Here is a 23,721-nt window from a genome sequence, read left to right as displayed (position 1 = left end):
TCCTCCAACCGCCCGGTGGTGACCCCTACGGTCAGCGCATGGACTCTCCGCCCAGCATCCCGGCGACCACCTCCATCGTCGTCATGGGGGTCTCCGGCTCCGGCAAGACCAGCGCCGCCCGCGAGCTCACCCGGCAGCTGGGCTGGGAGTACATCGAGGGTGACGACCTGCACCCGGAGGCCAACGTCGCCAAGATGGCGGCCGGGCACCCGCTCGACGACGAGGACCGCTGGCCGTGGCTGCGGCGGATCGCCGAGGTGATCGGTGAGCACGAGGCCGCCGGCACCTCGCTGGTGCTCACCTGCTCCGCGCTCAAGCGCAGCTACCGCGACCTGCTCCGCGACGGCCACCCCTCGGTCTGGTTCGCCCACATGCAGGTCTCCCAGCAGGTGCTCGCCGACCGGCTGGCGCAGCGCACGGGCCACTACATGCCGCCGTCCCTGCTGGACAGCCAGCTGGCCACCCTGGAGCCGCTGGCCGAGGACGAGCCCGGCGACGTCATCGCCGGCGACGGCCCGCTCGACCAGAGCATCGCCGAACTGCTCACCGACCTCCGCAGGGAGCGGGCACTGGACGGACTCAGCCAGGGCTGACACGCCCGATCCGACGCGACCCCTGGGGATCGTGAGGAGTGGGGCCCGGAGGGTCCCGCGACCGAGCGACGAAGCGGCTCAGCGGCCGTCGGGGACGGCCGCTGGCCGCGGTGCGGCCCGAAGGGTCGCCATCAACGCATGTGCGGGTAGCGGTGGTCGGTCGCGGGGGCGAAGGTCTCCTTGATCGACCGGGTGCTGGTCCAGCGCTGCAGGTTCTGCGGCGCGCCGGCCTTGTCGTTGGTGCCCGACGCGCGGCCGCCACCGAAGGGCTGCTGGCCGACGACCGCCCCGGTCGGCTTGTCGTTGACGTAGAAGTTGCCGGCGGCGTGCCGCAGGAACCGCTGCGCGTGCGCGATCGCCGTCCGGTCCTGCGCGATGACCGAGCCGGTGAGGGCGTAGGGCGCCACCGACTCCATCTGCGCCAGCACGGTGTCGTAGTCGGCGTCGTCGTAGACGTGCACGGCGAGGACCGGGCCGAAGTACTCGGTGGTGAACACCTCGTGCTCGGGGTCGGTGCCCTCGATGACCGTCGGCCGGACGAACCACCCCTCGCTGTCGTCGGCCGTGCCACCGGCGACGACGGTCAGCGCGTCGTCGCCCCGCGCGGCGTCCAGCACCTTCGACAGCTTCGCGAAGGAGCGGCCGTCGATGACCGCGCCCATGAAGTTCGAGAAGTCGGTGACGTCGCCCATCGGCAGCGCCTCGGTGGTGGCGATCAGCTCGTCGCGGACCTTCGCCCACAGGCTGCGGGGGACGTAGGCGCGGGAGGCCGCGGAGCACTTCTGCCCCTGGTACTCGAACGCGCCGCGGATCATCGCGGTGCGCAGCACGTCTGGGTCCGCCGAGGGGTGGGCGACGATGAAGTCCTTGCCGCCTGTCTCGCCGACGATCCGGGGGTACCCGCGGTAGGAGGCGATGTTCTCCCCCACCGTGCGCCACAGGTGCTGGAAGACCGGGGTCGAGCCGGTGAAGTGGATGCCGGCCAGGTCGCGGTCGGCGAGGACGACGTCGGAGACCGCGATCCCGTCACCGGGCAGCATGTTGATCACGCCCGGCGGGAGCCCGGCCGCCTCCAGCAGCCGCATGGTGAGGTGCGCGGCCAGCTGCTGGGTCGGCGCCGGCTTCCAGACCACGGTGTTGCCCATCAGCGCCGGCGCGGTCGGCAGGTTGCCGGCGATGGCGGTGAAGTTGAACGGCGTGACCGCGTACACGAAGCCCTCGAGCGGGCGGTGGTCCACCCGGTTCCACACCCCCGGGCTGGACGCCGGCTGCTCGGCCATGATGCCCCGGGCGAAGTGCACGTTGTAGCGCCAGAAGTCGATCAGCTCGCAGGCGGCGTCGATCTCGGCCTGGTAGGCGGTCTTGCTCTGGCCGAGCACGGTCGCGGCGTTGAGCGTCTGCCGCCACGGACCGGCCAGCAGGTCGGCGGCCTTGAGGAACACCGCGGCCCGGTCGTCGAAGGACAGCTCCGACCAGCCCGGGGCGGCCTGCTTGGCGCAACGGACGGCGTCCTCGGCGTCGGCGGCGGTGGCCGCGGCCGACGTCCCGAGCACCTGGGTGTGCCGGTGCGGGGCGACGACGTCGAACGCCGCGCCGCGAGCCATCCGCTGCTCCCCGCCGATGGTGGCGGTCAGCTCCAGCGGGTCGGCGGCGAGCTCGGTGAGCCGCTGCTGCAGCTCCGCTCGCTCCGGCGAGCCGGGGGCGTAGTCCTTCACGGTCTCGTTGCGCGGCGCGGGGACCTGGGTGACGGCGTCCATGGGGGTGCTCCTCAGCGGTGGACGGATCGCCAAGAGCACGCTCTTGGCGGAAGAGGCGGGTTCAGGAACGGGTGGCGAGGGAGCGGAGGAAGAACTGCAGGTTGGCGGGGCGCTCGGCCAGCCGGCGCATGAAGTAGCCGTACCAGTCGGCGCCGTAGGGCACGTACGCGCGCACGGTGTGCCCGGCGGCGGCCAGCCGGACCTGCTCGTCGGGACGGATGCCGTAGAGCAGCTGGAACTCGTAGCTGTCGGGGGTGCGGCCGGTCTCGGCGACCAGGGCGAGCAGCCGCTCGATCATGGCCGGGTCGTGCGTGCCGGCCATCGGGTGGCCGCCGCCGCGGACGAGCACCTCCAGGCAGCGCGCGTAGGCGGCGTCGACGTCGGCCTTGTCCTGGAACGCCACGCCCGCCGGCTCGCGGTAGGCGCCCTTGACCAGCCGCACCCGCGACCCGGGGACGGCGAGGGTCCGGGCGTCGTCCTCGGTGCGGTGCAGCATCGCCTGCAGCACCGCGCCGGTCCCCGGGTGGTCGCGGCGCAGCTCGGCCAGGACGGCGAGGGTCGAGTCGACCGTCGCGGAGTCCTCCATGTCGAGGGTGACCGTGGTGCCCATCGCGGTGGCCGCCTCGACGACCGGGCGCACCAGCTGCAGCGCCACGTCGTGGCCGCCGATCGGCAGCGCCTGGCCGAACGCCGACAGCTTCACCGACACCTCGGCCCGCCGGCCCAGCTGCAGCGGCGCGAGGCCGTCGAGCAGCGCCAGGTAGGCGTCCCTGGACCGCGTGGCCGCGGCGCGGTCGGGCACGTCCTCGCCGAGGTGGTCCAGGGTCACGGCGATGCCGTCGGCGGCCAGCGCGCGGACGACGTCCAGCGCCTCGGGCAGCGTCTCCCCCGCGACGAAGCGGTCGACGACCCGGCGGGTGACCGGCGTGCCGGTGACCACGCGGCGGAGGGCGGGACGGCGGGAGGCGGCGAGCAGGGCCTTCTGGGTGAGCACGACGACCTCCGGCTGGACGGTGACCTGACCAGAACGCTAGGGACGGCGACCGCCGCCGCGCCAGCGACAGATGTCCGGACTCGCCGGGTTCTCCTCGTACGATCGTCTGAACGGCGAGGGGAGCACCCGGTGCGCGACGACCTGCAGGACCTGGTGGACGAGGTCTCCCGCGTGCTCGGCGCCCCGGCGACGCTGGAGGACCGCGAGTTCACCCTGCTGGCCTTCTGCGCCCACGACGGCACCGGCCCGGCCACCCCGGGCGCGACCATGGACGCCGTCCGCGCGCGGTCCATCCTCGGCCGCAGTTCCACCCCCGACGTGCGGGCCTGGTTCGAGAGCCACGGCATCACCGCAGCGACCGGCCCGGTGCGGGTGCCGGCCGACCCCGACGCCGGCATCCTCACCCGGCTCTGCGTCCCGGTCCGGGCCGACGGCCGCCTGCACGGCTGGCTGTGGCTGCTCGACGAGGGCCGCACCGACGTCGGCGACCCCAGCGCCCCGGGGCTGCCCGAGGCCGTGCTCCTCGCCGCGGAGGCGGGGCGGCTGCTGGCCGAGGGGCGCCCCGGCGCCGACGACCTGTCCGCCGCGCTGCGCGCCGTGCTGACCGGCCCCGCTCCGCAGCGTGCGGCCCGGTCGCTGGCCGACGCGCTCGGCCCGGCCAGCGCGGTGACCCTGGTGGCACTGCTCCCCGCGGCTCCCGGGCTGCCGGTCGGCTGGGCCCCGCCGGGTGCCGGCGCGGTCTCCGCGGTGCTCGCCGGTGGCGCGGAGGTGGCGGTGCTGCTGCCGCTGCCCGGGGACGGCGACCCCCCCCCGGCCGGTGCGCTCAGCGGCGCCGCCCTCGGCGGGCTGCCGCCGGGCAGCACCGCCGGGGTGGCCGCCGCCCGGACCGGCTGCGGGGACCTGCCCGCGCAGTGGCACGAGGCGCGCACCGCGGCCCGGGTGGCGTCCGTCGACCCGCGGTTCGCCCCGGCGGCGTCCTGGTCGGAGCTCGGTGCCTGGCGGCAGGTCGCCGCGGTCGGCGACCCGGACCCGTCGCTGGCGAGGCTGCTGGCCGACCCGGTGCTCACCCGGACGGCGGGGACCTGGCTGGACTGCGCCGGCAGCCCGCAGCGGGCCGCCACCGAGCTGTGCATCCACCGCCAGACGCTGTACTACCGGCTCGGCCGGATCGAGGAGCTCACCGGTCTCGACCTCGCCGACGGCGCCGACCGGCTGCTGCTGCACCTGGGGGTCCGTGCGGCGCGGCTCACGTCCGCGACCCGCCGGAGCGAGGACGCCACCACCGACCGTGACCTAAGCTCATGACCACGACAGCACGCGCGTCATCCCCGTCGGGGTACCGCGACACGGATGACGGGACCGGGGTGACCGAAGACGACGTCCTGCGCCGCCTGCGCACGGAGACCGCGGCCGAGCACCGGGCTGTCGAGGACTCGCTGGACCTGCTCTCCCCCGCCCTGACGCGCGACCGGCTCGTCGACGTCCTCACCCGGATGCACGGCTTCTGGCGGGCCGCGGAGGCCGGGCTCGACGACTGGGCCGCCGCCGAGCCGGCCGACGCCGACGGCGTCGGCTGGGCGCACCGTCACCGGTCCCACCTGTTCGCCGACGACCTGACCGCGCTCGGTGCCGGGCCCACCGAGGACGTCCCGGCCCTGCCGGACGTGCCCGGCACCGACGCCGCGCTCGGCCGCCTCTACGTGCTGGAGGGCTCCTCGCTCGGCGGGGTGTTCATCGACCGGCACCTGGCCACCCTCCCCCAGCTGGCCGCCGCCGGGCGGCTGACCAGCTTCTCCCCCTACGGTGAGCAGACCGGCGCCATGTGGCACGCCTTCCGCACGGTGACCCGCGCCCGGGTCGCCGGGGGTGGGGACGCCGACCAGCTGGTCGGAGCCGCCCGGGAGACCTTCAGCGCGCTCGCCTCCTGGTGCGGCGCGCCGTCCTCCGTCGAACAGCGGCGGTCAGCCCCAGCGGGGAGCAGTGCCCAGTCATGACCGACCAACTGCAGACCAGCACCTGGCTGGCGCCCGGCGAGCCGGTCGACCTCACCAACTGCGAGCGGGAGCCGATCCACGTCCCGGGCAGCATCCAGCCGCGGGGCGTGCTGCTCGCCGTCAGCGAGCCGGACATGGTCGTCCGCCAGGTCTCCCGCAACCTGGCCGACGTCGTCGGCACGGCCTGGGACGACGCCCTGGGCCGGCCGCTGGCCGAGGTGGTCGGCACCGTGCCCGCGCAGGCGATCGCCCGGTCGGCCAGCGCGTTCGGCGACCTGCGCGAGCGCAACCCGGTCGAGCTGATCCTCGACTGCGCCGGCAGCCCGTGCCCGGTCGACGCGATCCTGCACCGGGTGAGCCACGCGCCGGAGGGCACCCGCACCGCCGCCGGTCTGCCGGCGGCCAGCACCCTCGTCGTCGAGCTCGAGCCGGCCTTCGGCCCGCGGCCGTTCTCCTTCCCGAACACCTACCAGGCGGTGCGCGGGACGATCGCCGAGCTGAACCGGGCCAGCTCGCTGCAGGAGCTCTACGACATCACCGCCGAGGCGGTCCGCGCGCTCACCGGGTTCGACCGGGTGATGGTCTACCGCTACGACGCCGACTACAACGGCGAGGTCGTCGCCGAGGCCAAGCTGCCCGAGCTGAACTCCTTCCTCGGGCTGCACTACCCGGCCTCGGACATCCCGGCGCAGGCCCGGGCGCTGTACGAGAAGAACTGGGTCCGGCTGATCTCCGACGTGCGCTACACGCCCTCGCCGCTGGAGCCGGTCGACCTGCCCGCCACCGGGCAGCCGCTGGACCTGACCTACTCGACGCTGCGCAGCGTCTCCCCGATCCACTGCGAGTACCTGCAGAACATGGGCGTGGGCGCCTCGATGTCGATCTCGCTGCTGCGCGACGACAAGCTCTGGGGCCTCATCGCCTGCCACCACTACTCCGGTCCGCACGCCCCGCCCTACGCCACCCGGGCGGCCGCGGAGTTCCTCGGCTCGACCCTGTCGCTGCGCCTGGTCGACCGGACCGAGGACGAGGAGCACCGCCGCGCGCTGCGGGTCCGCTCCACCATGGCCTGGCTGACCGCGGCCGCGCTGGACGAGGACCGACCGCTGGCCGAGACCGTGCTCGGCCGGCCGGGGCTGCTCGACGTGGTGCCGGCGGACTCCGTGGTGGTCAGCCTGCAGGGCTCGACCGGCAGCGCCGGGGTGCCGCTGTCGGCGGAGGTCAGCAACGTGCTGGCCGCCTGGGCCGGCCAGCACGGCGGTGACGTGGTGGGCACCGACCGGCTGCCGCTGGTCGCCCCCACCCTCGGCGTCCCCGGGGAGGTCGCCTGCGGCGTGCTGGCACTGCCGCTGCCGGAGGGCCAGTACGTCATCTGGACCCGCGTGGAGAAGGTGCACGCGGTCGACTGGGGCGGCGACCCGCACAACAAGGCGATCGCCGAGCGCGAGGGCGACACCATCCGGCTCTCCCCCCGCAAGTCCTTCGACCGCTGGCGGGAGACCGTCCGCAACCGGGCCGAGCCCTGGACCCCGGCCGAGCTCACCGAGGCCGGCGAGCTGCGCACCCACCTGCTGGAGGCGCTGTACGCCCGGACCCGCCGGGTCGCCCGGACGGCGCTCACCCTGCAGCGCAGCCTGCTGTCGGAGCCACCGGACCCCGACCACCTGGACTTCGCCGTGCGCTACGTGCCGGCGGCCCGGGACTCCCAGGTCGGCGGCGACTGGTACGACGTCTTCCAGCAGCCCGACGGCGCGACCGTGCTGGTGATCGGGGACGTCGTCGGTCACGACACCGAAGCGGCGGCCTGCATGGGGCAGCTGCGCGGGCTGCTGCGCGGCATCGCCTACGACAGCGACGACAGCCCGGCCGGGGTGCTCACCCGGCTGGACCGGGCCGTCGCCGGCCTGCAGCTGACGACGATGGCCTCGGTGCTCGTCGCCCGGCTGGAGCAGACCGACGAGGAGCGGGCGGCCGGGCTCACCCGGCTCCGCTGGTCCAACGCCGGGCACCTGCCGCCGGTGATCGCCGGCCCGGACGGCACCATCTCGGTGCTCGACGACGCCCGGCCCGACCTGCTGCTCGGGGTCGACGCCGGCTCAGCGCGGCAGGACCACGTGCTCACGATCCCGCGCGGGTCGACGGTGCTGCTCTACACCGACGGGCTCGTCGAGCGCCGGGACCAGCTCTTCGACGACGGGATCGCGCAGCTGCGCACCGAGTTCGGCGCGCTGTGGCAGGAGCCGGTCGACGGGCTGGTCGACCAGCTCCTCGCCCGGTTGGTGCCCGGTGGCGCCGACGACGACGTCGCCCTGGTCGCGGTGCGGCTGGACCCGGAGGAGCCCGGCAGCTGACCGCGGGCTCAGCGGTCGGTGAACTCCGGGTCCAGCCCGTCACCGGCCTGCCCGTCGCCGCCGGTGGCCGCCGGCAGCGGCGCGTCGTCCCCGGCCGCCGCGGCCATCTCGGGGCCGTCCTCGACCGCCGGCTCGCCGGACCCGTCGGCCGACCTCTGGAGCTGCGTGAGCAGCTCGCGCTCGTCCTCGGCCAGCGGACGGGTGTCGGGGTGGCCCGGCTCGCCCTCGTCGTTGCCGGTGGCCATCGCGGTGTCGGGGAGTTCGCTGCTCTCGCTCATGCCCCTGTCCTACCTGCGAGGAGCTGCGCGCAACCGTCAGGCCGCGGCGTCGGTGCCGACCAGCGTGCGCAGCAGCTCGCGGGCCGCCCGGGGGCCGGCGCGGTTGGCACCGATGGTGCTCGCCGAGGGGCCGTAGCCGACCAGGTGCAGCCGGGGCTCGGCGACCACCCGGGTGCCGTCCATCGCGATCCCCCCGCCGGGGCCGCGGACGTGCAGCGGCGCGAGGTGGTCCAGCGCGGCCCGGAAGCCGGTCGCCCACAGGACGACGTCGGCGCGGACCGACCGCCCGTCGTCCCAGGCGACCCCGTCGGCGGTGAGCCGGTCGAAGACCGGCAGCCGGGCCAGGACGCCGCGCGCCCGGGCGGCGAGGACGGCGTCGGTCTCCACGAGCCCGGTCACGCCCACCACGCTGCCCGGCGGCAGGCCGGCGCGCACCCGCTGGTCGACCAGGGCGACCGCGGCCCGGCCGGCGTCCTCCCCGAAGCCACTCGCGCGCCACAGCGGCGGCCGGCGGGTCACCCAGGTGGTGGTGGTGACCTCGCTGATCTCGATCAGCTGCTGCACCGCCGAGGTCCCGCCGCCGACGACGACCACGTGCCGGCCGCGGAACTCCTCGGCACCGCGGTAGTCGGCCGCGTGCAGCTGGCGGCCGGTGAACAGCTCGCGGCCCGGGTAGGCCGGCCAGAACGGGCGGGTCCAGGTGCCGGTGGCGTTCAGCAGGCCGCGCGCCGTCCACTCCCCCTCGCTGGTGTCCAACCGGAAGCCGTCGTCGGTGGCGTGCACCGCACGGACGGCGACCGGGCGGCGCACCGGCAGGTCGAAGCGCCGCTCGTAGTCGGCGAAGTACCCGGCGACGACCTCGCTGGCGGGATCGGTGGGGTCGGCGTCGGGCAAGGGCAGTCCGGGCAGCGGGTGGACCCGGTGCGCCCTGTCCAGCCGCAGCGAGGGCCAGCGGTGCTGCCAGGCCCCGCCGGGGGCGGCGTTCCCGTCGAGCACCACGAAGTCCGCCCCGGCCCGGCGCAGCGCGTACGCCGCCGACAACCCGGCCTGCCCGGCCCCGATCACGACGACGTCTGCGTGCACGGCCCCTGCAACACCGCGTCGTCCCGCACCATGCCCCCGGCCCCCTCCAGAGGCTCGCCCCGAGCCTGCGAGGGGTGAGGAGGAGGGGGTCCTTCCTCAGGTGGCGACCGCGGAGACCAGGCGGGGGCGCAGCGCCCCGGAGCCGAGCAGCCGGCCGACGCGGCCGGACTGCTCCTCGGCCTCGGCCCAGGCGGGGTCGTCGCCGTGCCGGCGCTGCACCTCGGCGTCGACGGCGTCCGCCCGGGCCTTCCACTCCGGCGGGCTGTCGGCGAGGTCGGCCTCGGCGGTGCCGGTGACCCGGAAGCCGGCCTCGCCCAGCAGCCGGCTCACCTCGTCGGAGGTGGGGAAGCTGTTGCCCTCCGGCAGCGGCGGCGGGAGCGGCTCGTCGGCGACGAAGACCAGCAGGCCCAGCCGGCCGCCGTCGACCAGGACCCGGCGCAGCTCGGCGACCAGGGCTGCCTTCTCCTCGGTGGTGCACAGCACGCCGAGGCACCACGCTGCGTCGAACGCGTCGTCGGCGAAGGGCAGCGCCTGGCTCAGCGCGACCACCGACGGCAGCCCGAACAGCGTCCGGCCGGCGTGCACCGCCGGGGCCATCGGCTCCGCGCAGACCGGCCGCACCCCGCGCTCGGCGGCCAGCCAGCCGGCCGGGCCGCCGACCCCGGCGCCGGAGTCGAGCACCCTGTCCCCGGGCCGGACGGCGAGGGCGTCGGCCAGCCAGCGCAGCGCCCCCTCGCTCCCGCTGCCCCGGCAGCCGGCCGGGACGGCGTGCTCGGGCCCCAGCGCGAGCACCGCCTCCTCGGTCCAGCCGGCGACGGTGCCGAACTCGGACTCCATCGCCTCGCTCGCCAGCTCGCTCACGCGACGCCCTCCCGGATCCTCGTGGCCACCTCGGCCTTGACCGCTGCCGCCGTCTCCTCGCCGTGCGCCGAGGCGAGCCCCGACAGGTTCACCCCGACCACCCCCGGCACCGCGAGCAGCGCCCGCGCCTCGGCGACCGCCGCCTCGATGCCGGCGGCGACCGTGTCCGGGGCGGTGAGCACGCGCTCGACCTGGTCGTCGTCCAGGTGCAGGCCGGGGAACCGCTGCAGCACCCGGGCGGACCGCTCGTCGGTGTAGACGGCGACCGCCGCGACGAACGGCAGCGTCGCCCCGGCGGCCCGCGCCGCGGCGAGGAACTCGGTGAGCCGGGCCGCGCTGCCGACGTGGTTGAGCACGCAGAGCTGGGCCCCGGCGCGCTGCTTCTGCGCGACCCGGGCCGGCCGCTGCGGCACCGGCGGCGCGTCCGGCGACTCCGCCACCGCCGCAGACAGCCCCAGGGCGGTCGCCAGCGCCGTCAGCCGGGTGCCGTCGAGGTCGAAGACCGACGTCACCTCCGGGCGCGCGCCGGCCCGCCGGCCGTCGCCGGTCACGCAGAGCACCCCGTCGACCCCGACGGCGGCCAGCCCGGCGAGCTCCTGCTCGAGCACCAGCCGGTTGCGGTCGCGGCAGGCCAGCGTCGTCCACGGCCGGCCCCCGGCGGCGAGCACCTCCTGCGCCATCAGGGTGGGCGGCAGGTCGGGCCGGCCCTGGTGCTCACCGACGAGCAGGCCGTCGCTGACCGGCGCCAGGGTGCCCACCACCGACCGCACCGACGCCGGGTCGAAGGGCGCCACGGTGAGGTCGGCGAGCACGACGGGCCGGGTGCGGGCTCGGTCCAGCAACCCGCCCGGCCGGGGTGCGGGCGCCGGCAGGGTGGGGCCGGTCCAGCGGGGCAGCGGCGGGGCCAGGAAGACGCAGGCGTGCTCGGCGACCTCGCACCGGCCGTCGTCCCGGACGCCGCCGCAGGGCCCGAACACCATCCGCTTCGGGCAGCCCTCCCGGGGCCCCGCCGGGGCTGTCAGGTCGTCCGCGAGCGGGCTCACCCCCTGTCGCTGTCCCGCCACCGGAGGCCCGAAACGCGCCGCGCCGCTGTGACCTGGGTGACCCATGTGTCCCACGCGCCTCAGTGGGCACAGGGAGTGGTGTCGAAGCAACCGACAGGAACAGGGGCTCCGTGGTGCAGCAGAGCCAGGACCAGCAGGTGTACCGGCACGTCGGCTACGTGATGAACGACCGTGAGGACGTCGCCACCCTGGTGGGGCCGTTCCTGCAGAGCGCGCTCGCCGCGGGGGAACCGGTGGTGCTCGCCTGCCCCGATGCGATGGCCACCGCCCTGGCCGCCGTGCTGGGCAGCGACCGGCAGGTCCACGTCGTCCCGGCCGAGCCGCAGGAGGACCGCCCGCCAGCCGCGCTCGCCGCGATGGCCGACCTCATCGACCGCGACCTGCCCGGTGACGGTCGCCGCCTGCACCTGGTCACCGGCCCCGGCCGCCAGGACGACGCCTCGGCGTGGCTGCAGACCGAGGCGCTGCTCAACCACGTGCTGGCCGCGCGGCCGGTCGACCACCTCTGCCTGATGGCCGGCGGCGAGACCGCGGACACCGCCGCGGCCGCCCGGGCGACCCACCCCTGGCTGCTCACCGCCGAGGGCCTGGTGCCCAGCCCCGGCTACCGGGCCCCCGCCGACCTGCTCCGGGACCTGCAGCGGGCCGGGCTGCCCGACCCGCTCGAGGCCACCGAGCCCACCCTGGCCATGGTCGACCTCGACGACATGCGGGTGCTGCGCCGGGCGCTGAACCGGGTGCTGGCCGAGAGCGCGCTGTCCGCCGACGCCGCGCAGGACTTCGTGCTGGCCATCGACGAGGTCACCGCCAACGCCGCCGAGCACGGGATCCCGCCGGTCGACGTGCGGCTGTGGTGCACGCCGGAGCGGCTGCTGTGCGCCATCACCGACCACGGCGCGTGCTTCGACGACCCGCTGGTCGGCTACGGCCCGGCCCACGGGGACATGGCCGTCGGCGGGATGGGGCTGTGGCTGGCCCGCCGCTCGGTCGACAGCCTGACCGCGTCGCCGGCCGACGACTCCGGCGACGGCTGCACCGTCCGCCTCGTCGTCAACGCCTGAACGGTCCCGCTAGGGCACCAGGCCGGCGGCCTCGATGAGCCGGGCCTGCTCGCGGCACCACGGGGACCAGTCGTCGTGCTGCTGGGCCTCCTGCCGGTCGCGGAATGTGGCCCAGTCCAGCAGCTCCCACGCCCCGACCTCGGTCGGGTCGGGCTGGGGGGTGCCGGTGAACCGCCCCAGGTACACCGGGCAGATCTCGTTCTCCACCACGCCGCGGAACTCCGCCCGGTACCGGTAGGAGGGCACCGCGGGCCGCAGGTCGGCCACGCCGAGCCCCAGTTCGTAGTCGGCCCGCCGGGCGATCGCCGCGGCGTCGCCCTCCCCCGGCGCGGGGTGCCCGCACACCGTGTTGGTCCACATGCCCGGGAAGGTCGCCTTCGTCTCCGCCCGACGGGTGACCAGCAGCCGGCCCTCGTCGTCGAACAGGTAGGCGGAGAAGGCCCGGTGCAGCGGTGTCTCGCCGTGGTGGACCAGCGGCTTCGGCATCGCGCCGATCGCCGTCCCGTGCTCGTCGACCAGGACGATCAGCTCTGCCGTCGGGGATGCCACCACGCCCTCCATCGTCCCCGACGCGTGCGGGGCGTGCGCGGACGGCCCCGGACGCCGGGTGCGCGGGCCCCGTGCACCGGGCAGGGTGGGTGCATGGACAGCTTCTCCCGCGGCGGCCTCGTCTTCGACGTCCGTGACTCCGGGCCGGCCGACGGCGTGCCCGTCGTCCTGCTGCACGGCTTCCCGCAGGACTCCTCGGCGTTCGACCGGCTGAGCCCGGTGCTGCACTCGGCCGGGCTGCGCACGCTCGCCCCCGACCAGCGCGGCTACTCCCCCCGCGCCCGGCCGGAGGGCCGGTCGGCCTACGCCCTGCGGGAGGTGGTGGACGACGTGCTGGCGCTGCTCGACGCCGCCGGGCTGCCGAGCGCGCACGTCGTCGGGCATGACTGGGGCGGCATCGTGGCGTGGGCGCTGGCCGGCTGGCACCCGTGGCGGGTGCGCACCCTGACCGCGCTGTCGGTGCCGCACCCGGCCGCGATGAGCCAGGCCCTGGTGCACAGCGACCAGGCGCTGCGCTCGTCCTACGTCGGCCTGCTCCAGCTGCCGGCGGTCCCCGAGGCCGTGCTGCTGGCGGGCAACGGCGCGGCGCTGCGGCGGGTGCTGCGCTCGGGCGGTCTGCCGCCGGACCTCGTCGACTCCTACGTCGCCCGGATGCAGCAGCCGGGTGCGCTGACCGCCGCGCTGAACTGGTACCGGGCGCTGCCCTACGGGGCCCGGACGCCGCTGGGCAGAGTGCGGGTGCCGACGCTGCACGTGTGGGGTGCCGCCGACGCCTTCCTGGGCCGGGCCGCCACCGAGGCGACCGCCGGCTTCGTCGACGCGCCCTACACCCTGGAGGTGCTCGAGGACGTCAACCACTGGATCCCCGAGCTGGCCGCCGAGCGCACCGGGGAGCTGGTCACCGCGCACGTCCGCACCTCCTCCTGACGTCGGTGGGCGGCCCTACGGTGTCGGGGTGGCCGTGGAGCTGACCCGAGCGGACGTGCTCGGCTTCCGCGTGCGCGCCCAGCAGCTGGACCGGACGGCGGGCACGCTCGCCGACACCGCCGTCCTCGACCTCGGCGTGCAGGACACCGGCGCCGACGCCGGCCGCTGGGCGCTGGCGGTCCGCGGCGTCGACGACCCGGACCCCGCGGACCTGGCGCTGGTGTGGACCCTCCGCGGCGCCCCGCACCTGTACCGCCGGGCCGACCTCCCCGGGGTGGCCGCGGCGACGGCGCCGTTCTCCGACGCCGACGCGGCGAAGCGGGTGTTCGACGCCGCGGCGCCGCTCAAGGCCGCCGGCATCCCCGTCCTGACCGCGCTGGACACGGTCGCGGCGGCGATGCGGGAGGTGGTCACCGCCCCGACGGTCAAGGGCGAGATGTCCCGGCAGCTCACCGCGATGGTGGACCCGCCCTACCTCCGGTACTGCCGGCCGTGCGCGGCCACGCACGTGTACGAGCAGCCGTTCCGGCTCGCCGCGCTGCGCGCCGGGCTGGAGCTGCAGCCGGACACCTCTCCCCCGGTGCTCCGGCCGATCCCCGGCTTCCGGCCGGCCGCGTCGGTGCCCGAGCACCTGGACGTCGTCCGGGGCTACCTGCGGCTGCACGGGCCCGCCACCCGCCAGCAGGTCGCCGGCTACCTGGACGCGGCGGTCAAGGACGTGACGGCGCACTGGCCCGAGGACGCCGTCGAGGTCACCGTGGCCGGCGAGCGGCGGTGGGCGCTGGCCGCCGACCTCGACCGGCTGCAGGCCGGCCCGGCCCGCAGCACCCGGCTGCTCGGCCCGTTCGACCCCTACCTGCAGACCCGGGACCGCGCGCTGCTGGTGCCCGACGGGGTGCGTGCCAAGGACCTCTGGCGCACCCTCGGCCGCCCCGGCGCGGTGCTGGTCGACGGTGAGGTCGCCGGCACGTGGCGGCCCCGCAAGCGCGGTGACCAGCTGACCGTGCTGGTCGAGCCGTGGTCCGAGGTCCCGCGTGCCGCGCTGGAGGAGCAGGCCGGCCGGCTGGCCGCCGTCCGCGGGAGCCGGCTGGCCGGGGTGGAGGTCAGCGGTTGAGCGGTGTGCGTGTCCGGGTAGCGGGTGACCATGGCTGAGCTGACCAGCGGACTCCTCCCGGGCATGACCGTGGCCGTCACCGGCGCCAGCGGCAACGTGGGCACGGCCCTGCTGCGCGCCCTCGCCGACGCGGGCGTGGGCGAGGTGCGCGGGCTGGCCCGGCGCCGTCCGCCGGAGACCGAGCCGTACGCCGGGGTCCGCTGGACGACCGCCGACCTCGGCTCCCCGGACAGCGAGCCGGTGCTCGCCGAGTTCCTCGCCGGCGCCGACGCGGTCGTCCATCTGGCCTGGGCGCTCATCCCCGACCGGCAGCCCGACCTGCTGCACGCGGTGAACATCGAGGGCACCCGGCGGGTGCTCGCCGCGGCCGGCGCGGCCGGGGTGCCGCACGTCGTGCACATGTCCTCGATCGGCACCTACGCCGCCGGGCCGCAGGTGCACCCGGTCGGCGAGGACTGGCCCGCCACCGGTGTGCCCAGCTCGCAGTACAGCCGGCAGAAGGTCGAGTGCGAGCAGATGGTCGCCGCCTTCGCCGCGGAGCACCCGACGACGACCGTCTCGGTCACCCGGCCCACCCTGGTGCTGCAGCCCGACGCGGCCAGCGAGATCGGCCGGTACTTCCTCGGGCCGCTGCTGTTCCCCGCGGCCCGGGCGGTGCCGGGGGCGGTGGCCAAGCTGCTGCCGCTGCCGCTGCCGAGCTCGCTGCACCTGGGCTTCGTGCACAGCGACGACGTCGCCGACGGGATCGCCCGCATCCTCGACCGGCAGGCGCCGGGCGCGTTCAACTTCTCCGCGCCCCCGAACTTCGACGCCGACGGGATCGCGCACGCGCTCGGGGTCCGCCGGGTGCCGGTGCCCGCGGTCGTGCTGCGCACCGGGATGCAGGCCGCCTTCCTGGCCCACGTGCTGCAGATCGAGCCCGGCTGGCTGGACCTCGGCATCGGGGTGCCGCCGCTGGACACCACCCGCGCGCGCTCTCTGCTCGGCTGGCGGGCCACGCACAACGGCGGCGACCTGCTGCGGGAGTTCGTCGCGGCGCTGGGCAGCGGCGCGGGCCACACGGGCCCGCTGCTCCACCCCGGCACCGGCCCCGAGCACACCCCCGCCTGAGGAAGGACCCCCTCGCCCCCCACCACTCGCGAGCTCGCGGCGGGCCCCTGCGAGGGGGCCGTCAGGGCTTGGGCATGCCGGCGGCGCGGAGCAGCGCGCCGCCGATGATGACCTTCTGCACCTCGCTCGTCCCCTCGTAGAGGCGGTACAGCCGGGCGTCGCGGTAGAAGCGCTCGACCGGGGTTGTCCGCAGGTAGCCCAGCCCGCCGTGCACCTGGACGGCGCGGTCGGTGGCCCGGCCGACCATCTCGCTGCAGAAGAGCTTGGCCGAGGACGGACCCACCGAGGTGTCCTCGCCCGAGTCGTAGCGGGCGGCGACGTCGAGGACCATGCTGCGGGCGGCGAGCAGCTCGGCGTGGGTCTCGGCGATCATCGCCTGCACCAGCTGGAACCGGCCGATGGGGGCGCCGCCCTGCTTGGCGGTGGCTGCGTAGGCGACGGACTCGTCGAGCACCCGCTGGGCCATCCCGACGCAGAGCGCGGCGATGTGCAGCCGGCCGCGGGAGAGCACGGTGAGCGCCTTGGCGTAGCCGCGGCCCTCCTCGCCGATGAGGGCGTCGGCGGGCACCCGGACGTCGTCGAAGAAGACCTCGGCGGTCCAGGCGCCGGACTGGCCCATCTTCTTGTCGTGCGGCCCGACCGTCACCCCGGGGGCGGTCGCGTCGACGACGAAGCTGGAGATGCCGCGGCCGCCCTTCTCCTGCGGGTCGCTGCGGGCGAAGACGACGAACAGGTCGGCGATCGGCGCGTTGGTGATGTAGCGCTTGCCGCCGGTGATCACCCACCCGTCGCCGTCCCGCCGGGCGGTGGTGCGCAGGCCCGCCGGGTCCGAGCCCGCCTCGGCCTCGGTGAGCGCGAACGAGCCGATCAGCTCGCCGGCGGCCAGCCGCGGCAGGTAGGCCTTCTTCTGCTCCTCGCTGCCGAACCGGGCGATGACCTGACCGGCGATGCCGTTGTTGGTGCCGAACAGCGACCGGAACGCCGGCGTCGTGTAGCCGAACTCGAAGGCCAGCTGCACGTCCTCGCTCATCGAGACGCCGAGCCCGCCGTGCTCCTCGGGCAGGGCGTAGCCGAACAGCCCCATCTCCGCGGCCGCGCTGCGCAGCTCATCGGGGATGCGGTCGTCGAGGTCGATCTCCTCCTCGCGGGGCACCACGACCTCGCGGACCAGCCGGCGAACGGCGTCCTTGACCTCGGCGAAGACATCAGCGTCCATGCCGGACATGCTGGACCCCCGGCCGCATCGATCGCGACCGGGGGTCCGGGGTCCTTCGTCAGGCGAGGGCGTCGAGCTTGGCCATGTCGTCGGCGGACAGGGTCAGCCTGGCGGCGCCCAGGTTCTCCGTCAGGTGCTCGACGGACTTGGTGCCCGGGATGGGCAGGATGACCGGCGACTTCTGCAGCAGCCAGGCCAGCGCCACCTGGGACGGTGTGGCGTCGAGCTCCTGCGCCACCGCCGCGACCGGGCTGTCGGGCTTGGCCAGGTCGCCGGTGGCGATCGGGAACCACGGGATGAAGGCGATGCCCTGCGCCTCGGCGTACTCGAGCACGTCCTGGCTCTGCCGGTTGGTCAGGTTGTAGAGGTTCTGCACGCTGACGATCTCCGTGATCGCCTGGGCGGCCCGGAGCTCCTCGACGGAGACCTCAGAGACGCCGATGTGCCGGACCTTGCCCTGCTCCTTCAGCTCGGCGAAGGCACCGAGCTGGTCGGCCAGCGGGACCTCGGAGTCGATGCGGTGCAGCTGGATGAGGTCGATCCGGTCGACCTTCAGGTTGCGCAGCGACAGCTCGACCTGCTGCTTGAGGTAGGCCGGGCGGCCCACCGGCGGCCACTCGCCCGGGCCGGTGCGGGTGAGGCCGGCCTTGGTGGCGATGACCAGCCCGTCGGGGTACGGGAAGGCGGCCTCGGCGATGATCTGCTCGCTGACCTGCGGGCCGTAGGAGTCCGCGGTGTCGATGAAGTCGACGCCCTGCTCGAGCGCGGCCTTGACGACGGCGAGGGCACCGGCCCGGTCGGCCGGCTCGCCCCAGACACCGGGACCGGTCAGCTGCATGGCGCCGTAGCCGAGGCGGTGGACGGTGAGGTCGCCGCCGAGGTCGAAGGTGAGCTGCGTGGTGGACGTGGTCATGCGGGTCCTCCTGGTGTCGTCGTCGCCCCGGGTCTGTGCCACCGGGGTCCCGTTGCGCACAAGGAGGTGCGGACGCCGGGGCTTCCCGCATCGGCCCGATGTGACCGGCGGCACAGCGCGGTGCGCCGACGGGCGTGGTGCAGGGTGGGCGCGGTTGGACGGGTCTGCCGCGGGACATCCCCTGGGGCGTCGGCCCGGTCGGGAGCAGGCACAGGCGGGGCCGCCGGCGGTCACCGCGGGAGAGGACAGACGTGGGTGAGCTGGTGGTCGTCCGGCACGGGCAGACCGAGTGGAGCACGAGTGGGCAGCACACCGGGCTCACCGACCTGCCGTTGCTCCCCGGCGGGGAGGACGACGCCCGCCGGCTGCGCCCGGTGCTGGCGGAGCGGCACATCACGCACGCCTTCGTCAGCCCGCTGACCCGGGCCCGGCGCACCGCGGAGCTCGCCGGGCTGTTCGACGACGGCATCGAGACGGCGGTCGACCCGGACCTGGTCGAGGTCGACTACGGCCGCTGGGAGGGCCGGACGACCCCGGAGATCCGCGCCGAGCTGGGCCACCCGTGGTCGCTGTGGGCGGACGGCACCGAGCCCGGCGAGACCCCCGGGGAGAGCCTGGACCAGGTGGCCGAGCGGGTCGACCGGGTGCTGGAGCGGGCCCGCCCGCTGCTGGCCGACGGTGACGTCGCCCTCGTCGCGCACGGGCACGTGCTGCGCATCCTCACCGCCCGCTACCTCGGCTTCGGCCCGGAGAAGGGCGCGCTGTTCCCGCTGGCCACGGGGCGCTACGGCGTCCTCGGCGCCGAGCACGACTGGCCCGCGCTCACCGGCTGGAACACCGGCTGCCCCTGACCGGGGCGGGCTACGCCTCGCGCGCGACGCCGCGGTCGGGTGCGGACATGTCCCCCGTCGCGGGCACGCCCTCGGCGAGCCCGTAGCGCAGGTACACCGTGCCCCTCCCCCCGGCCGCGGGCGGTTCGAGGAGGGTGAGGTTGGTCGGCACCGCGCCGCCGGCGAAGACCTTCTTGCCGACGCCGAGCACGATCGGGTGCACCCAGAGGTCGAGGCGGTCGAACAGCCTCTCCCGCAGCAGGGTCTGCACCAGGTCCAGGCTCCCGACGACGCTCACGTGCTGGTGCCGGTCCCGGACCTCACGTACCGCCGCAGGCAGGTCCGGGCCGAGCTGGCTGGACCCGGCCCACGACAGGTCGGGCGTGCCGCGGGAGGCCACGTACTTCGGGATGCGGTTGAAGAGGGCGGCGAACGCGTCGTCCTCGCCGCCCTCCTGGTGCGGCCAGAAGGCGGCGAAGATGTCGTAGGTCCGCCGGCCGAGCAGCAGGGCGTCGGTGCCCTCGTACGCGGCACCGACCTGCGCGCCGGCGACCTCGTCGAGCAGGGGCGCCTGCCAGCCGCCGAACGGGAACCCCTCGGGGTCCTCCTGGGGCCCACCGGGCGCCTGCCCGACGAGGTCGAGGGTGGCGAAGAGCTCGATGTGCACGAGTCCCATGTCCTGCTCCCGGGGTGTCGGTCGTGTCCGTCGGGAGGAGGACCGGCGGGGGCCGGCGAACTCATCGCCGGGGCACCACCGTCAGGCGAGGACGAGCTCCGGCTCGGACTCCGGCTCGGGGCGCACCGGCCGGCCGAACAGCCAGCCCTGGCCCAGGTCGGCGCCGATGGCCCGCGCCTGGTCCGCCGTCTGCTCGCTCTCGATCCCCTCGGCGACGACCAGGCCGCCCTGCACGTGGGTGAGCTCGGTCAGCGCCCGGGCGATCGCGTTGGGGCCCGGCTCGTGCAGCCGGGCGACCAGCGTCTTGCTCAGCTTCAGCACGTCGGGCCGGACGACCGACACCAGCGCCAGGCTCGACCAGCCGACGTGCACGTCGTCCAGCGCGATCCGCCAGCCCAGCGACCGGTGGTGCTCCAGCACCGACAGCAGGTGCTCCCGGTCGGTGACCGCGTGCGAGGCGACCACCTCGAAGACCAGCTGCCGCGGGTCGATGCCGCTGTCGTGCACCACCGCCTCGGTGCTGGCCAGGCAGACCGACGGCCGGTGGACGGCGGCCGGGTTGGAGTTGACGTACAGGTCGGCGCCGCCCAGCCAGCCGGCGGCGCCGGTGATCGCGGCCTCCCGGGCCAGCCGGTCCAGCCGGCGCAGCCAGCCGGCCCGCTCGGCGAGGAAGAACAGGTCCCCGCCACCGACCTCGCGGCCGTCGACGCGGCCGCGCAGCAGCGCCTCGTGCCCCACCATCCCGCCGCTGGTCAGCGACATGATCGGCTGGTACACCGGCCACAGCACGGCGTCGGTGAGCAGCGACATCTCGACCGTGACCCCCCGGCGGGCGAGCTCCACCGCCAGCGTCGGCGCGGTGAGCAGCCGGGTGGCGAGGGCGACGCCGTCCGACGGCGGGTCGGTGGTCACCCGCACGGCCTCGGTCTCGGCGGTGGTGAGCTCGCGCGCCAGCCGCTGCAGCAGCCGGTCGATCCGCCGGCCGCCCTCGTCGTCGACGATGTCCAGCAGCCCGGGGGCGGTGCCGATCCGCAGGCCCATCGCCCCGGCGACCCGGGAGATGCTGGGCAGCACGTGGCTGAGCGTGGAGGCCAGCAGCAGCCGGCGGGCACGCTGGGGGGTCTCCCAGGAGGGACGCACGACGTCGACAGGACCGGTCACGGCAGCAGGATGACCGACCACCGGGCCGCCGCCCGGCAGGCGCGCGGGCGGGACCGTACCGTGCTGTTCCCACTGGCCGGGACCTGGGCTGAGACGCGAAGATCAACACAGCTACTGTTCAGCTGTGCCCAACCAGAACGGCTCCGACGGTGGACGACCGGGTCGCGGAGGCCGCCCGCGCGACCCGTCGCGCGACGGCGCCATCCGGGGGGCGATCCTGCAGGTGCTGGCCGAGTCCGGCTACGCGGGCCTGACCATGGACGCGGTGGCCGCCGCGGCCGGCGTGGGCAAGGCGACGATCTACCGGCGCTGGCGCACCAAGTCCGACCTGGTCGCCGACGCCGTCGCCGAGCTGAGCTCGATGTCGATCGACACCCCGGACACCGGGTCGCTCGAGGGCGACCTGCGGGTGCTGCTGCGCTGGCTGGTCGCCGCGGTCAACGGTCCGCTCGGCGCGGCCACCTTGTCGCTGCTGTCGGCCCTGCCGCACGAGCCGGGGCTGCGCGAGGCCTTCCACAGCGGCCCGATGGGCGTGTGGAGCACGACGTTCCGGGAGGTCTGGGAGCGGGCCGAGGCCCGCGGTGAGGTGCACGAGCCGATCGCCGGGACGGCGGTGTCCGCGACCGCGAGCGCGCCCATCCTGCAGCGCTGGCTGTTCAGCGCCGAGCCGGTGCCCGAGGCCTTCGCCGACGAGCTGCTCGCCGACGTCGTCATGCCGCTGATCACCGCGCGCAACGCCGCCTGAGGGTCAGCCCGCCTCGACCGCCGACCGGAAGCCGCGCAGCCGCAGGCTGTTGGCGACCACCAGCACCGAGGACGCCGCCATCGCCAGCCCGGCCAGGACCGGGTTGAGGAAGCCGAGCGCGGCCAGCGGCACCAGGGCGACGTTGTAGGCGAACGCCCAGAACAGGTTGCCGCGGATCACCGCGAGCGTCCGCCGGGACAGCCGGACCGCGTCGACCGCGGCGTCGAGGTCGGCCCGCACGAGGGTCAGGTCGCTGGCCTCGATCGCCACGTCGGTGCCCGAGCCCATGGCCAGCCCGAGGTCGGCCTGGGCCAGCGCCGGCGCGTCGTTCACGCCGTCCCCGACCATGGCGACGACCCGGCCCTCCGCCTGCAGCCGGCGGACGACGTCGACCTTGCCCGCCGGCAGCACCCCGGCCACCACCTCGTCGCCGTCCAGCCCGACGGCCCGGGCGACCGCCGCGGCCGCGCCGGCGTTGTCCCCGGTGACCAGCACCGGCGACAGGCCGAGCGCACGCAGCCGCCGGATCGCCGCGGCGCTGCTCGGCTTCACGGTGTCGGCGACCACGAGCACGCCGCGCACCTCGCCGTCCCAGGCCACCCGCACGGCGGTGCGGCCCGCGGCCTCGGCCGCCTCGGCGACGTCGGCCAGCGCGACGGGGAGCTCCTCCCGGCCGCCGACCACCACCTGACGGCCCTCGACCGTGCCGCTGACGCCGATGCCCGCCTGGCTGGCGAACACCTCGACCGGCGGCAGCGGCCCGCTCGCGGCGGCGACGATCGCGCGGGCGATCGGGTGCTCGGACCCGGCCTCGACGGCGGCGGCCAGCCGGAGCGTGTCCGGGTGCCCGGCGACGTCGACCAGGCTCATCTGCCCGGTGGTCACCGTGCCGGTCTTGTCCAGCAGCACGGTGTCGACCCGGCGGGTGCTCTCCAGCACCTCCGGGCCCTTGATCAGCACGCCGAGCTGGGCACCGCGGCCGGTGCCGACCAGCAGCGCCGTGGGCGTGGCCAGGCCGAGCGCGCAGGGGCAGGCGATGACCAGGACGGCGACGGCCGCGGTCAACGCCGCCGTCACGTCGCCGGTGGTGAGCAGCCAGCCGAGCAGCGTGCCCAGGGCGATCACCAGGACGACCGGCACGAAGACCGCCGACACCCGGTCGGCCAGCCGCTGGACCGGCGCCTTGCCGCTCTGCGCGGCGGTGACCAGGCGGCCGAGCTGGGCCAGCGTGGTGGCGTCGCCGACCCGGGTCGCCTCGACCACGAGCCGGCCGCCCACGTTGACGGTGGCGCCGGTGACCCGGTCGCCGGCGGTGACCTCCACCGGGACGCTCTCGCCGGTCAGCATCGACAGGTCGACGGCGCTGGTGCCGCTGACCACGACGCCGTCGGTGGCCACCTTCTCCCCCGGCCGGACGACGAAGCGGTCGCCGACGACGAGCTGGTCGATCGGCACCCGGTGCTCGGTGCCGTCGCGGAGCACCGCGGCGTCCCGGGCACCCAGCTCCAGCAGCGCGGTGAGCGCGGCTCCGGAGCGCCGCTTGGCCCGCGCCTCGGCGTACCGGCCGGCGAGCAGGAAGACGGTGACGGCGGAGGCCACCTCGAGGTACAGCTCGTCCCCGCCGGTGCCCCGCTCGGGCAGCAGCTGGAAGGCCATCGTCATGCCGGTCGTGCCGGCGTCGCCGAGGAACAGCGCCCACACCGACCACAGGTAGGCGGCGGTGATCCCGATCGAGACCAGGGTGTCCATGGTGCTGGCGCCGTGCCGGGCGTTGAGCACGGCGGCGCGGTGGAAGGGCCAGGCGCCCCACACCGCGACCGGGCTGGCCAGCGTCAGCGCCAGCCACTGCCAGTCGTCGAACTGCAGCGCGGGCACCATCGACAGCAGCAGCACCGGCAGTGCGAGCGCCGCGCTGACCAGCAGCCGCTGCCGCAGCCCGGCCTCCGGGTCGGCGGCGACCGGGTCCTCCTCGGCCGCCGTCGGGGCCGGGAGGGCGGCGGAGTAGCCCGCGGCCGCGACGGTCTCCAGCAGCCGGTCGGTGCCGACCCGGGCCGGGTCGAACCGGACGGTGGCCGCCTCGGTCGCGTAGTTGACACTGGCCCGCACGCCGTCGAGCTTGTTGAGCTTGCGCTCGATGCGGTTCGCGCAGCTGGCGCAGGTCATCCCGGTGATGTCGAGCCGGACCTCGTCCGGGAGCGGGGCCTCCGGACGGGCCTGGGCAGGCCCGGCGGTCACGCGGGCTGCGCGGTGTAGCTGCCGGCCTCGGCGACGGCGGCCTGCACCTGCTCGGCGGTCACCTCGCCGACCACGTGCAGCCGGCCGGTGGCCAGGTCGACGTCGACCTCGCTGACGCCGGGGAGCTCGGTGACCTCCTCGGTCACGGAGGCGACGCAGTGCTGGCAGGTCATGCCGCTGACGGTGAAGTCCAGGGTGGACACGGGGGT

23 protein-coding genes are annotated in these 23,721 nt (G+C 75.7%); 10 read left to right on the top strand and 13 right to left on the bottom strand.

The features are described 5' to 3' along the window. Nucleotides 1-38: 38 nt before the first annotated feature. Nucleotides 39-593 carry a gluconokinase gene (locus MODMU_RS06910; protein ID WP_014739486.1) on the top strand — a complete coding sequence of 185 codons (555 nt, stop codon included), beginning with the start codon at nt 39-41 and terminating at the stop codon, nt 591-593. Between the two features lie 131 nt (nt 594-724). On the opposite strand, the gene pruA is transcribed toward MODMU_RS06910, so the two are convergent. Both pruA and MODMU_RS06900 read right to left on the bottom strand, forming a co-directional pair. Further along, the gene (gene pruA / locus MODMU_RS06905; RefSeq protein ID WP_014739485.1) at nt 725-2,350 is read right to left on the bottom strand and encodes an L-glutamate gamma-semialdehyde dehydrogenase; all 1,626 of its coding nucleotides are present in this window, start codon (nt 2,348-2,350) and stop codon (nt 725-727) included. A 61-nt stretch (nt 2,351-2,411) separates the two neighbouring features. Beyond that, the gene (locus MODMU_RS06900) at nt 2,412-3,344 is read right to left on the bottom strand and encodes a proline dehydrogenase family protein (RefSeq protein WP_014739484.1); all 933 of its coding nucleotides are present in this window, start codon (nt 3,342-3,344) and stop codon (nt 2,412-2,414) included. A gap of 129 nt (nt 3,345-3,473) precedes the next feature. Here MODMU_RS06900 and MODMU_RS06895 point away from each other — a divergent pair, with 129 nt between their 5' ends. From MODMU_RS06895 to MODMU_RS06885, 3 genes are read left to right on the top strand one after another with little or no spacing between them, the layout of a single operon-like run. Then, nucleotides 3,474-4,649 (top strand): PucR family transcriptional regulator, encoded by a 1,176-nt coding sequence (locus tag MODMU_RS06895; protein ID WP_014739483.1) that lies wholly within the window; start codon nt 3,474-3,476, stop codon nt 4,647-4,649. 59 nt (nt 4,650-4,708) lie between these two features. After that, nucleotides 4,709-5,338 (top strand): biliverdin-producing heme oxygenase, encoded by a 630-nt coding sequence (locus tag MODMU_RS06890; protein ID WP_014739482.1) that lies wholly within the window; start codon nt 4,709-4,711, stop codon nt 5,336-5,338. Further along, nucleotides 5,335-7,689 carry a SpoIIE family protein phosphatase gene (locus MODMU_RS06885; RefSeq protein WP_041795030.1) on the top strand — a complete coding sequence of 785 codons (2,355 nt, stop codon included), beginning with the start codon at nt 5,335-5,337 and terminating at the stop codon, nt 7,687-7,689. The genes MODMU_RS06890 and MODMU_RS06885 overlap by 4 nt, the downstream gene beginning before the upstream one ends. Nucleotides 7,690-7,697: 8 nt before the next feature. On the opposite strand, the gene MODMU_RS06880 is transcribed toward MODMU_RS06885, so the two are convergent. The 4 genes from MODMU_RS06880 to MODMU_RS06865 form a co-directional block, all read right to left on the bottom strand. After that, nucleotides 7,698-7,967: a hypothetical protein gene (locus tag MODMU_RS06880; protein ID WP_014739480.1), complete on the bottom strand. Its 270-nt coding sequence runs from the start codon at nt 7,965-7,967 to the stop codon at nt 7,698-7,700. Nucleotides 7,968-8,003: 36 nt separating this feature from the next. Beyond that, nucleotides 8,004-9,050: an FAD-dependent oxidoreductase gene (locus tag MODMU_RS06875; protein WP_014739479.1), complete on the bottom strand. Its 1,047-nt coding sequence runs from the start codon at nt 9,048-9,050 to the stop codon at nt 8,004-8,006. A 96-nt stretch (nt 9,051-9,146) separates the two neighbouring features. Beyond that, nucleotides 9,147-9,911 carry a class I SAM-dependent methyltransferase gene (locus tag MODMU_RS06870; protein ID WP_197537393.1) on the bottom strand — a complete coding sequence of 255 codons (765 nt, stop codon included), beginning with the start codon at nt 9,909-9,911 and terminating at the stop codon, nt 9,147-9,149. Then, nucleotides 9,908-10,954 (bottom strand): methylenetetrahydrofolate reductase C-terminal domain-containing protein, encoded by a 1,047-nt coding sequence (locus tag MODMU_RS06865; RefSeq protein WP_014739477.1) that lies wholly within the window; start codon nt 10,952-10,954, stop codon nt 9,908-9,910. The genes MODMU_RS06870 and MODMU_RS06865 overlap by 4 nt, the downstream gene beginning before the upstream one ends. A gap of 131 nt (nt 10,955-11,085) precedes the next feature. Between MODMU_RS06865 and MODMU_RS06860 the strand changes: the two genes are divergently transcribed. Further along, on the top strand, nt 11,086-12,036 hold the full coding sequence (locus MODMU_RS06860) for an anti-sigma factor RsbA family regulatory protein (protein WP_014739476.1): 951 nt from the start codon (nt 11,086-11,088) through the stop codon (nt 12,034-12,036). Between the two features lie 9 nt (nt 12,037-12,045). On the opposite strand, the gene idi is transcribed toward MODMU_RS06860, so the two are convergent. Beyond that, entirely contained in the window at nt 12,046-12,585 is a 540-nt protein-coding gene (gene idi, locus MODMU_RS06855) for an isopentenyl-diphosphate Delta-isomerase (RefSeq protein ID WP_231851777.1), read from the bottom strand. A gap of 93 nt (nt 12,586-12,678) precedes the next feature. Here idi and MODMU_RS06850 point away from each other — a divergent pair, with 93 nt between their 5' ends. From MODMU_RS06850 to MODMU_RS06840, 3 genes are read left to right on the top strand one after another with little or no spacing between them, the layout of a single operon-like run. Next, the gene (locus MODMU_RS06850; RefSeq protein WP_014739474.1) at nt 12,679-13,512 is read left to right on the top strand and encodes an alpha/beta fold hydrolase; all 834 of its coding nucleotides are present in this window, start codon (nt 12,679-12,681) and stop codon (nt 13,510-13,512) included. 28 nt (nt 13,513-13,540) lie between these two features. After that, the gene (locus tag MODMU_RS06845) at nt 13,541-14,626 is read left to right on the top strand and encodes a winged helix DNA-binding domain-containing protein (RefSeq protein WP_014739473.1); all 1,086 of its coding nucleotides are present in this window, start codon (nt 13,541-13,543) and stop codon (nt 14,624-14,626) included. Nucleotides 14,627-14,656: 30 nt separating this feature from the next. Continuing rightward, nucleotides 14,657-15,736, top strand: a complete 1,080-nt coding sequence (locus tag MODMU_RS06840; protein ID WP_014739472.1) for an NAD-dependent epimerase/dehydratase family protein — start codon at nt 14,657-14,659, stop codon at nt 15,734-15,736. Nucleotides 15,737-15,797: 61 nt separating this feature from the next. Here MODMU_RS06840 and MODMU_RS06835 read toward each other — a convergent pair whose 3' ends face one another. Next, nucleotides 15,798-16,952 (bottom strand): acyl-CoA dehydrogenase family protein, encoded by a 1,155-nt coding sequence (locus MODMU_RS06835; protein ID WP_041795025.1) that lies wholly within the window; start codon nt 16,950-16,952, stop codon nt 15,798-15,800. Between the two features lie 58 nt (nt 16,953-17,010). Further along, a complete protein-coding gene (locus tag MODMU_RS06830; protein ID WP_041795023.1) occupies nt 17,011-17,865 on the bottom strand; it encodes an aldo/keto reductase in 855 nt (284 codons plus the stop codon). Between the two features lie 251 nt (nt 17,866-18,116). Between MODMU_RS06830 and MODMU_RS06825 the strand changes: the two genes are divergently transcribed. After that, nucleotides 18,117-18,716 (top strand): histidine phosphatase family protein, encoded by a 600-nt coding sequence (locus MODMU_RS06825; protein ID WP_014739469.1) that lies wholly within the window; start codon nt 18,117-18,119, stop codon nt 18,714-18,716. A 10-nt stretch (nt 18,717-18,726) separates the two neighbouring features. Here MODMU_RS06825 and MODMU_RS06820 read toward each other — a convergent pair whose 3' ends face one another. Both MODMU_RS06820 and MODMU_RS06815 read right to left on the bottom strand, forming a co-directional pair. Beyond that, entirely contained in the window at nt 18,727-19,371 is a 645-nt protein-coding gene (locus tag MODMU_RS06820; protein WP_014739468.1) for a dihydrofolate reductase family protein, read from the bottom strand. 81 nt (nt 19,372-19,452) lie between these two features. Next, nucleotides 19,453-20,532 (bottom strand): EAL domain-containing protein, encoded by a 1,080-nt coding sequence (locus tag MODMU_RS06815; RefSeq protein WP_014739467.1) that lies wholly within the window; start codon nt 20,530-20,532, stop codon nt 19,453-19,455. A 124-nt stretch (nt 20,533-20,656) separates the two neighbouring features. Here MODMU_RS06815 and MODMU_RS06810 point away from each other — a divergent pair, with 124 nt between their 5' ends. Beyond that, nucleotides 20,657-21,277, top strand: coding sequence for a TetR-like C-terminal domain-containing protein (locus MODMU_RS06810; RefSeq protein WP_231851776.1), 621 nt, complete (start codon nt 20,657-20,659; stop codon nt 21,275-21,277). Between the two features lie 3 nt (nt 21,278-21,280). Here the strand turns inward: MODMU_RS06810 and MODMU_RS06805 are convergent, their stop codons facing one another. Together MODMU_RS06805 and MODMU_RS06800 are read right to left on the bottom strand one after the other, a co-directional pair. Then, complete coding sequence (locus MODMU_RS06805; RefSeq protein WP_014739465.1) at nt 21,281-23,440, bottom strand: heavy metal translocating P-type ATPase; 2,160 nt, start codon at nt 23,438-23,440, stop codon at nt 21,281-21,283. Between the two features lie 68 nt (nt 23,441-23,508). Continuing rightward, nucleotides 23,509-23,715, bottom strand: coding sequence for a heavy-metal-associated domain-containing protein (locus tag MODMU_RS06800; RefSeq protein ID WP_014739464.1), 207 nt, complete (start codon nt 23,713-23,715; stop codon nt 23,509-23,511). Nucleotides 23,716-23,721: the final 6 nt, after the last annotated feature.

The sequence above is a fragment of the Modestobacter italicus genome, from assembly GCF_000306785.1.
Lineage (GTDB): Bacteria > Actinomycetota > Actinomycetes > Mycobacteriales > Geodermatophilaceae > Modestobacter > Modestobacter italicus.
The sequence above is the reverse complement of the archived record's forward strand: the minus strand, read 5'-3'. Positions and strand labels throughout refer to the sequence as shown.

Coding starts and splice junctions, on each gene's coding strand:
- MODMU_RS06910 (WP_014739486.1), top strand. CDS start 39: ATGGACTCTCCGCCCAGCATCCCGGCGACCACCTCCATCGTCGTCATG.
- pruA (WP_014739485.1), bottom strand. CDS start 2,350: ATGGACGCCGTCACCCAGGTCCCCGCGCCGCGCAACGAGACCGTGAAG.
- MODMU_RS06885 (WP_041795030.1), top strand. CDS start 5,335: ATGACCGACCAACTGCAGACCAGCACCTGGCTGGCGCCCGGCGAGCCG.
- MODMU_RS06880 (WP_014739480.1), bottom strand. CDS start 7,967: ATGAGCGAGAGCAGCGAACTCCCCGACACCGCGATGGCCACCGGCAAC.
- MODMU_RS06850 (WP_014739474.1), top strand. CDS start 12,679: ATGGACAGCTTCTCCCGCGGCGGCCTCGTCTTCGACGTCCGTGACTCC.
- MODMU_RS06840 (WP_014739472.1), top strand. CDS start 14,657: ATGGCTGAGCTGACCAGCGGACTCCTCCCGGGCATGACCGTGGCCGTC.
- MODMU_RS06835 (WP_041795025.1), bottom strand. CDS start 16,952: ATGGACGCTGATGTCTTCGCCGAGGTCAAGGACGCCGTTCGCCGGCTG.
- MODMU_RS06830 (WP_041795023.1), bottom strand. CDS start 17,865: ATGACCACGTCCACCACGCAGCTCACCTTCGACCTCGGCGGCGACCTC.
- MODMU_RS06820 (WP_014739468.1), bottom strand. CDS start 19,371: ATGGGACTCGTGCACATCGAGCTCTTCGCCACCCTCGACCTCGTCGGG.
- MODMU_RS06805 (WP_014739465.1), bottom strand. CDS start 23,440: ATGACCTGCGCCAGCTGCGCGAACCGCATCGAGCGCAAGCTCAACAAG.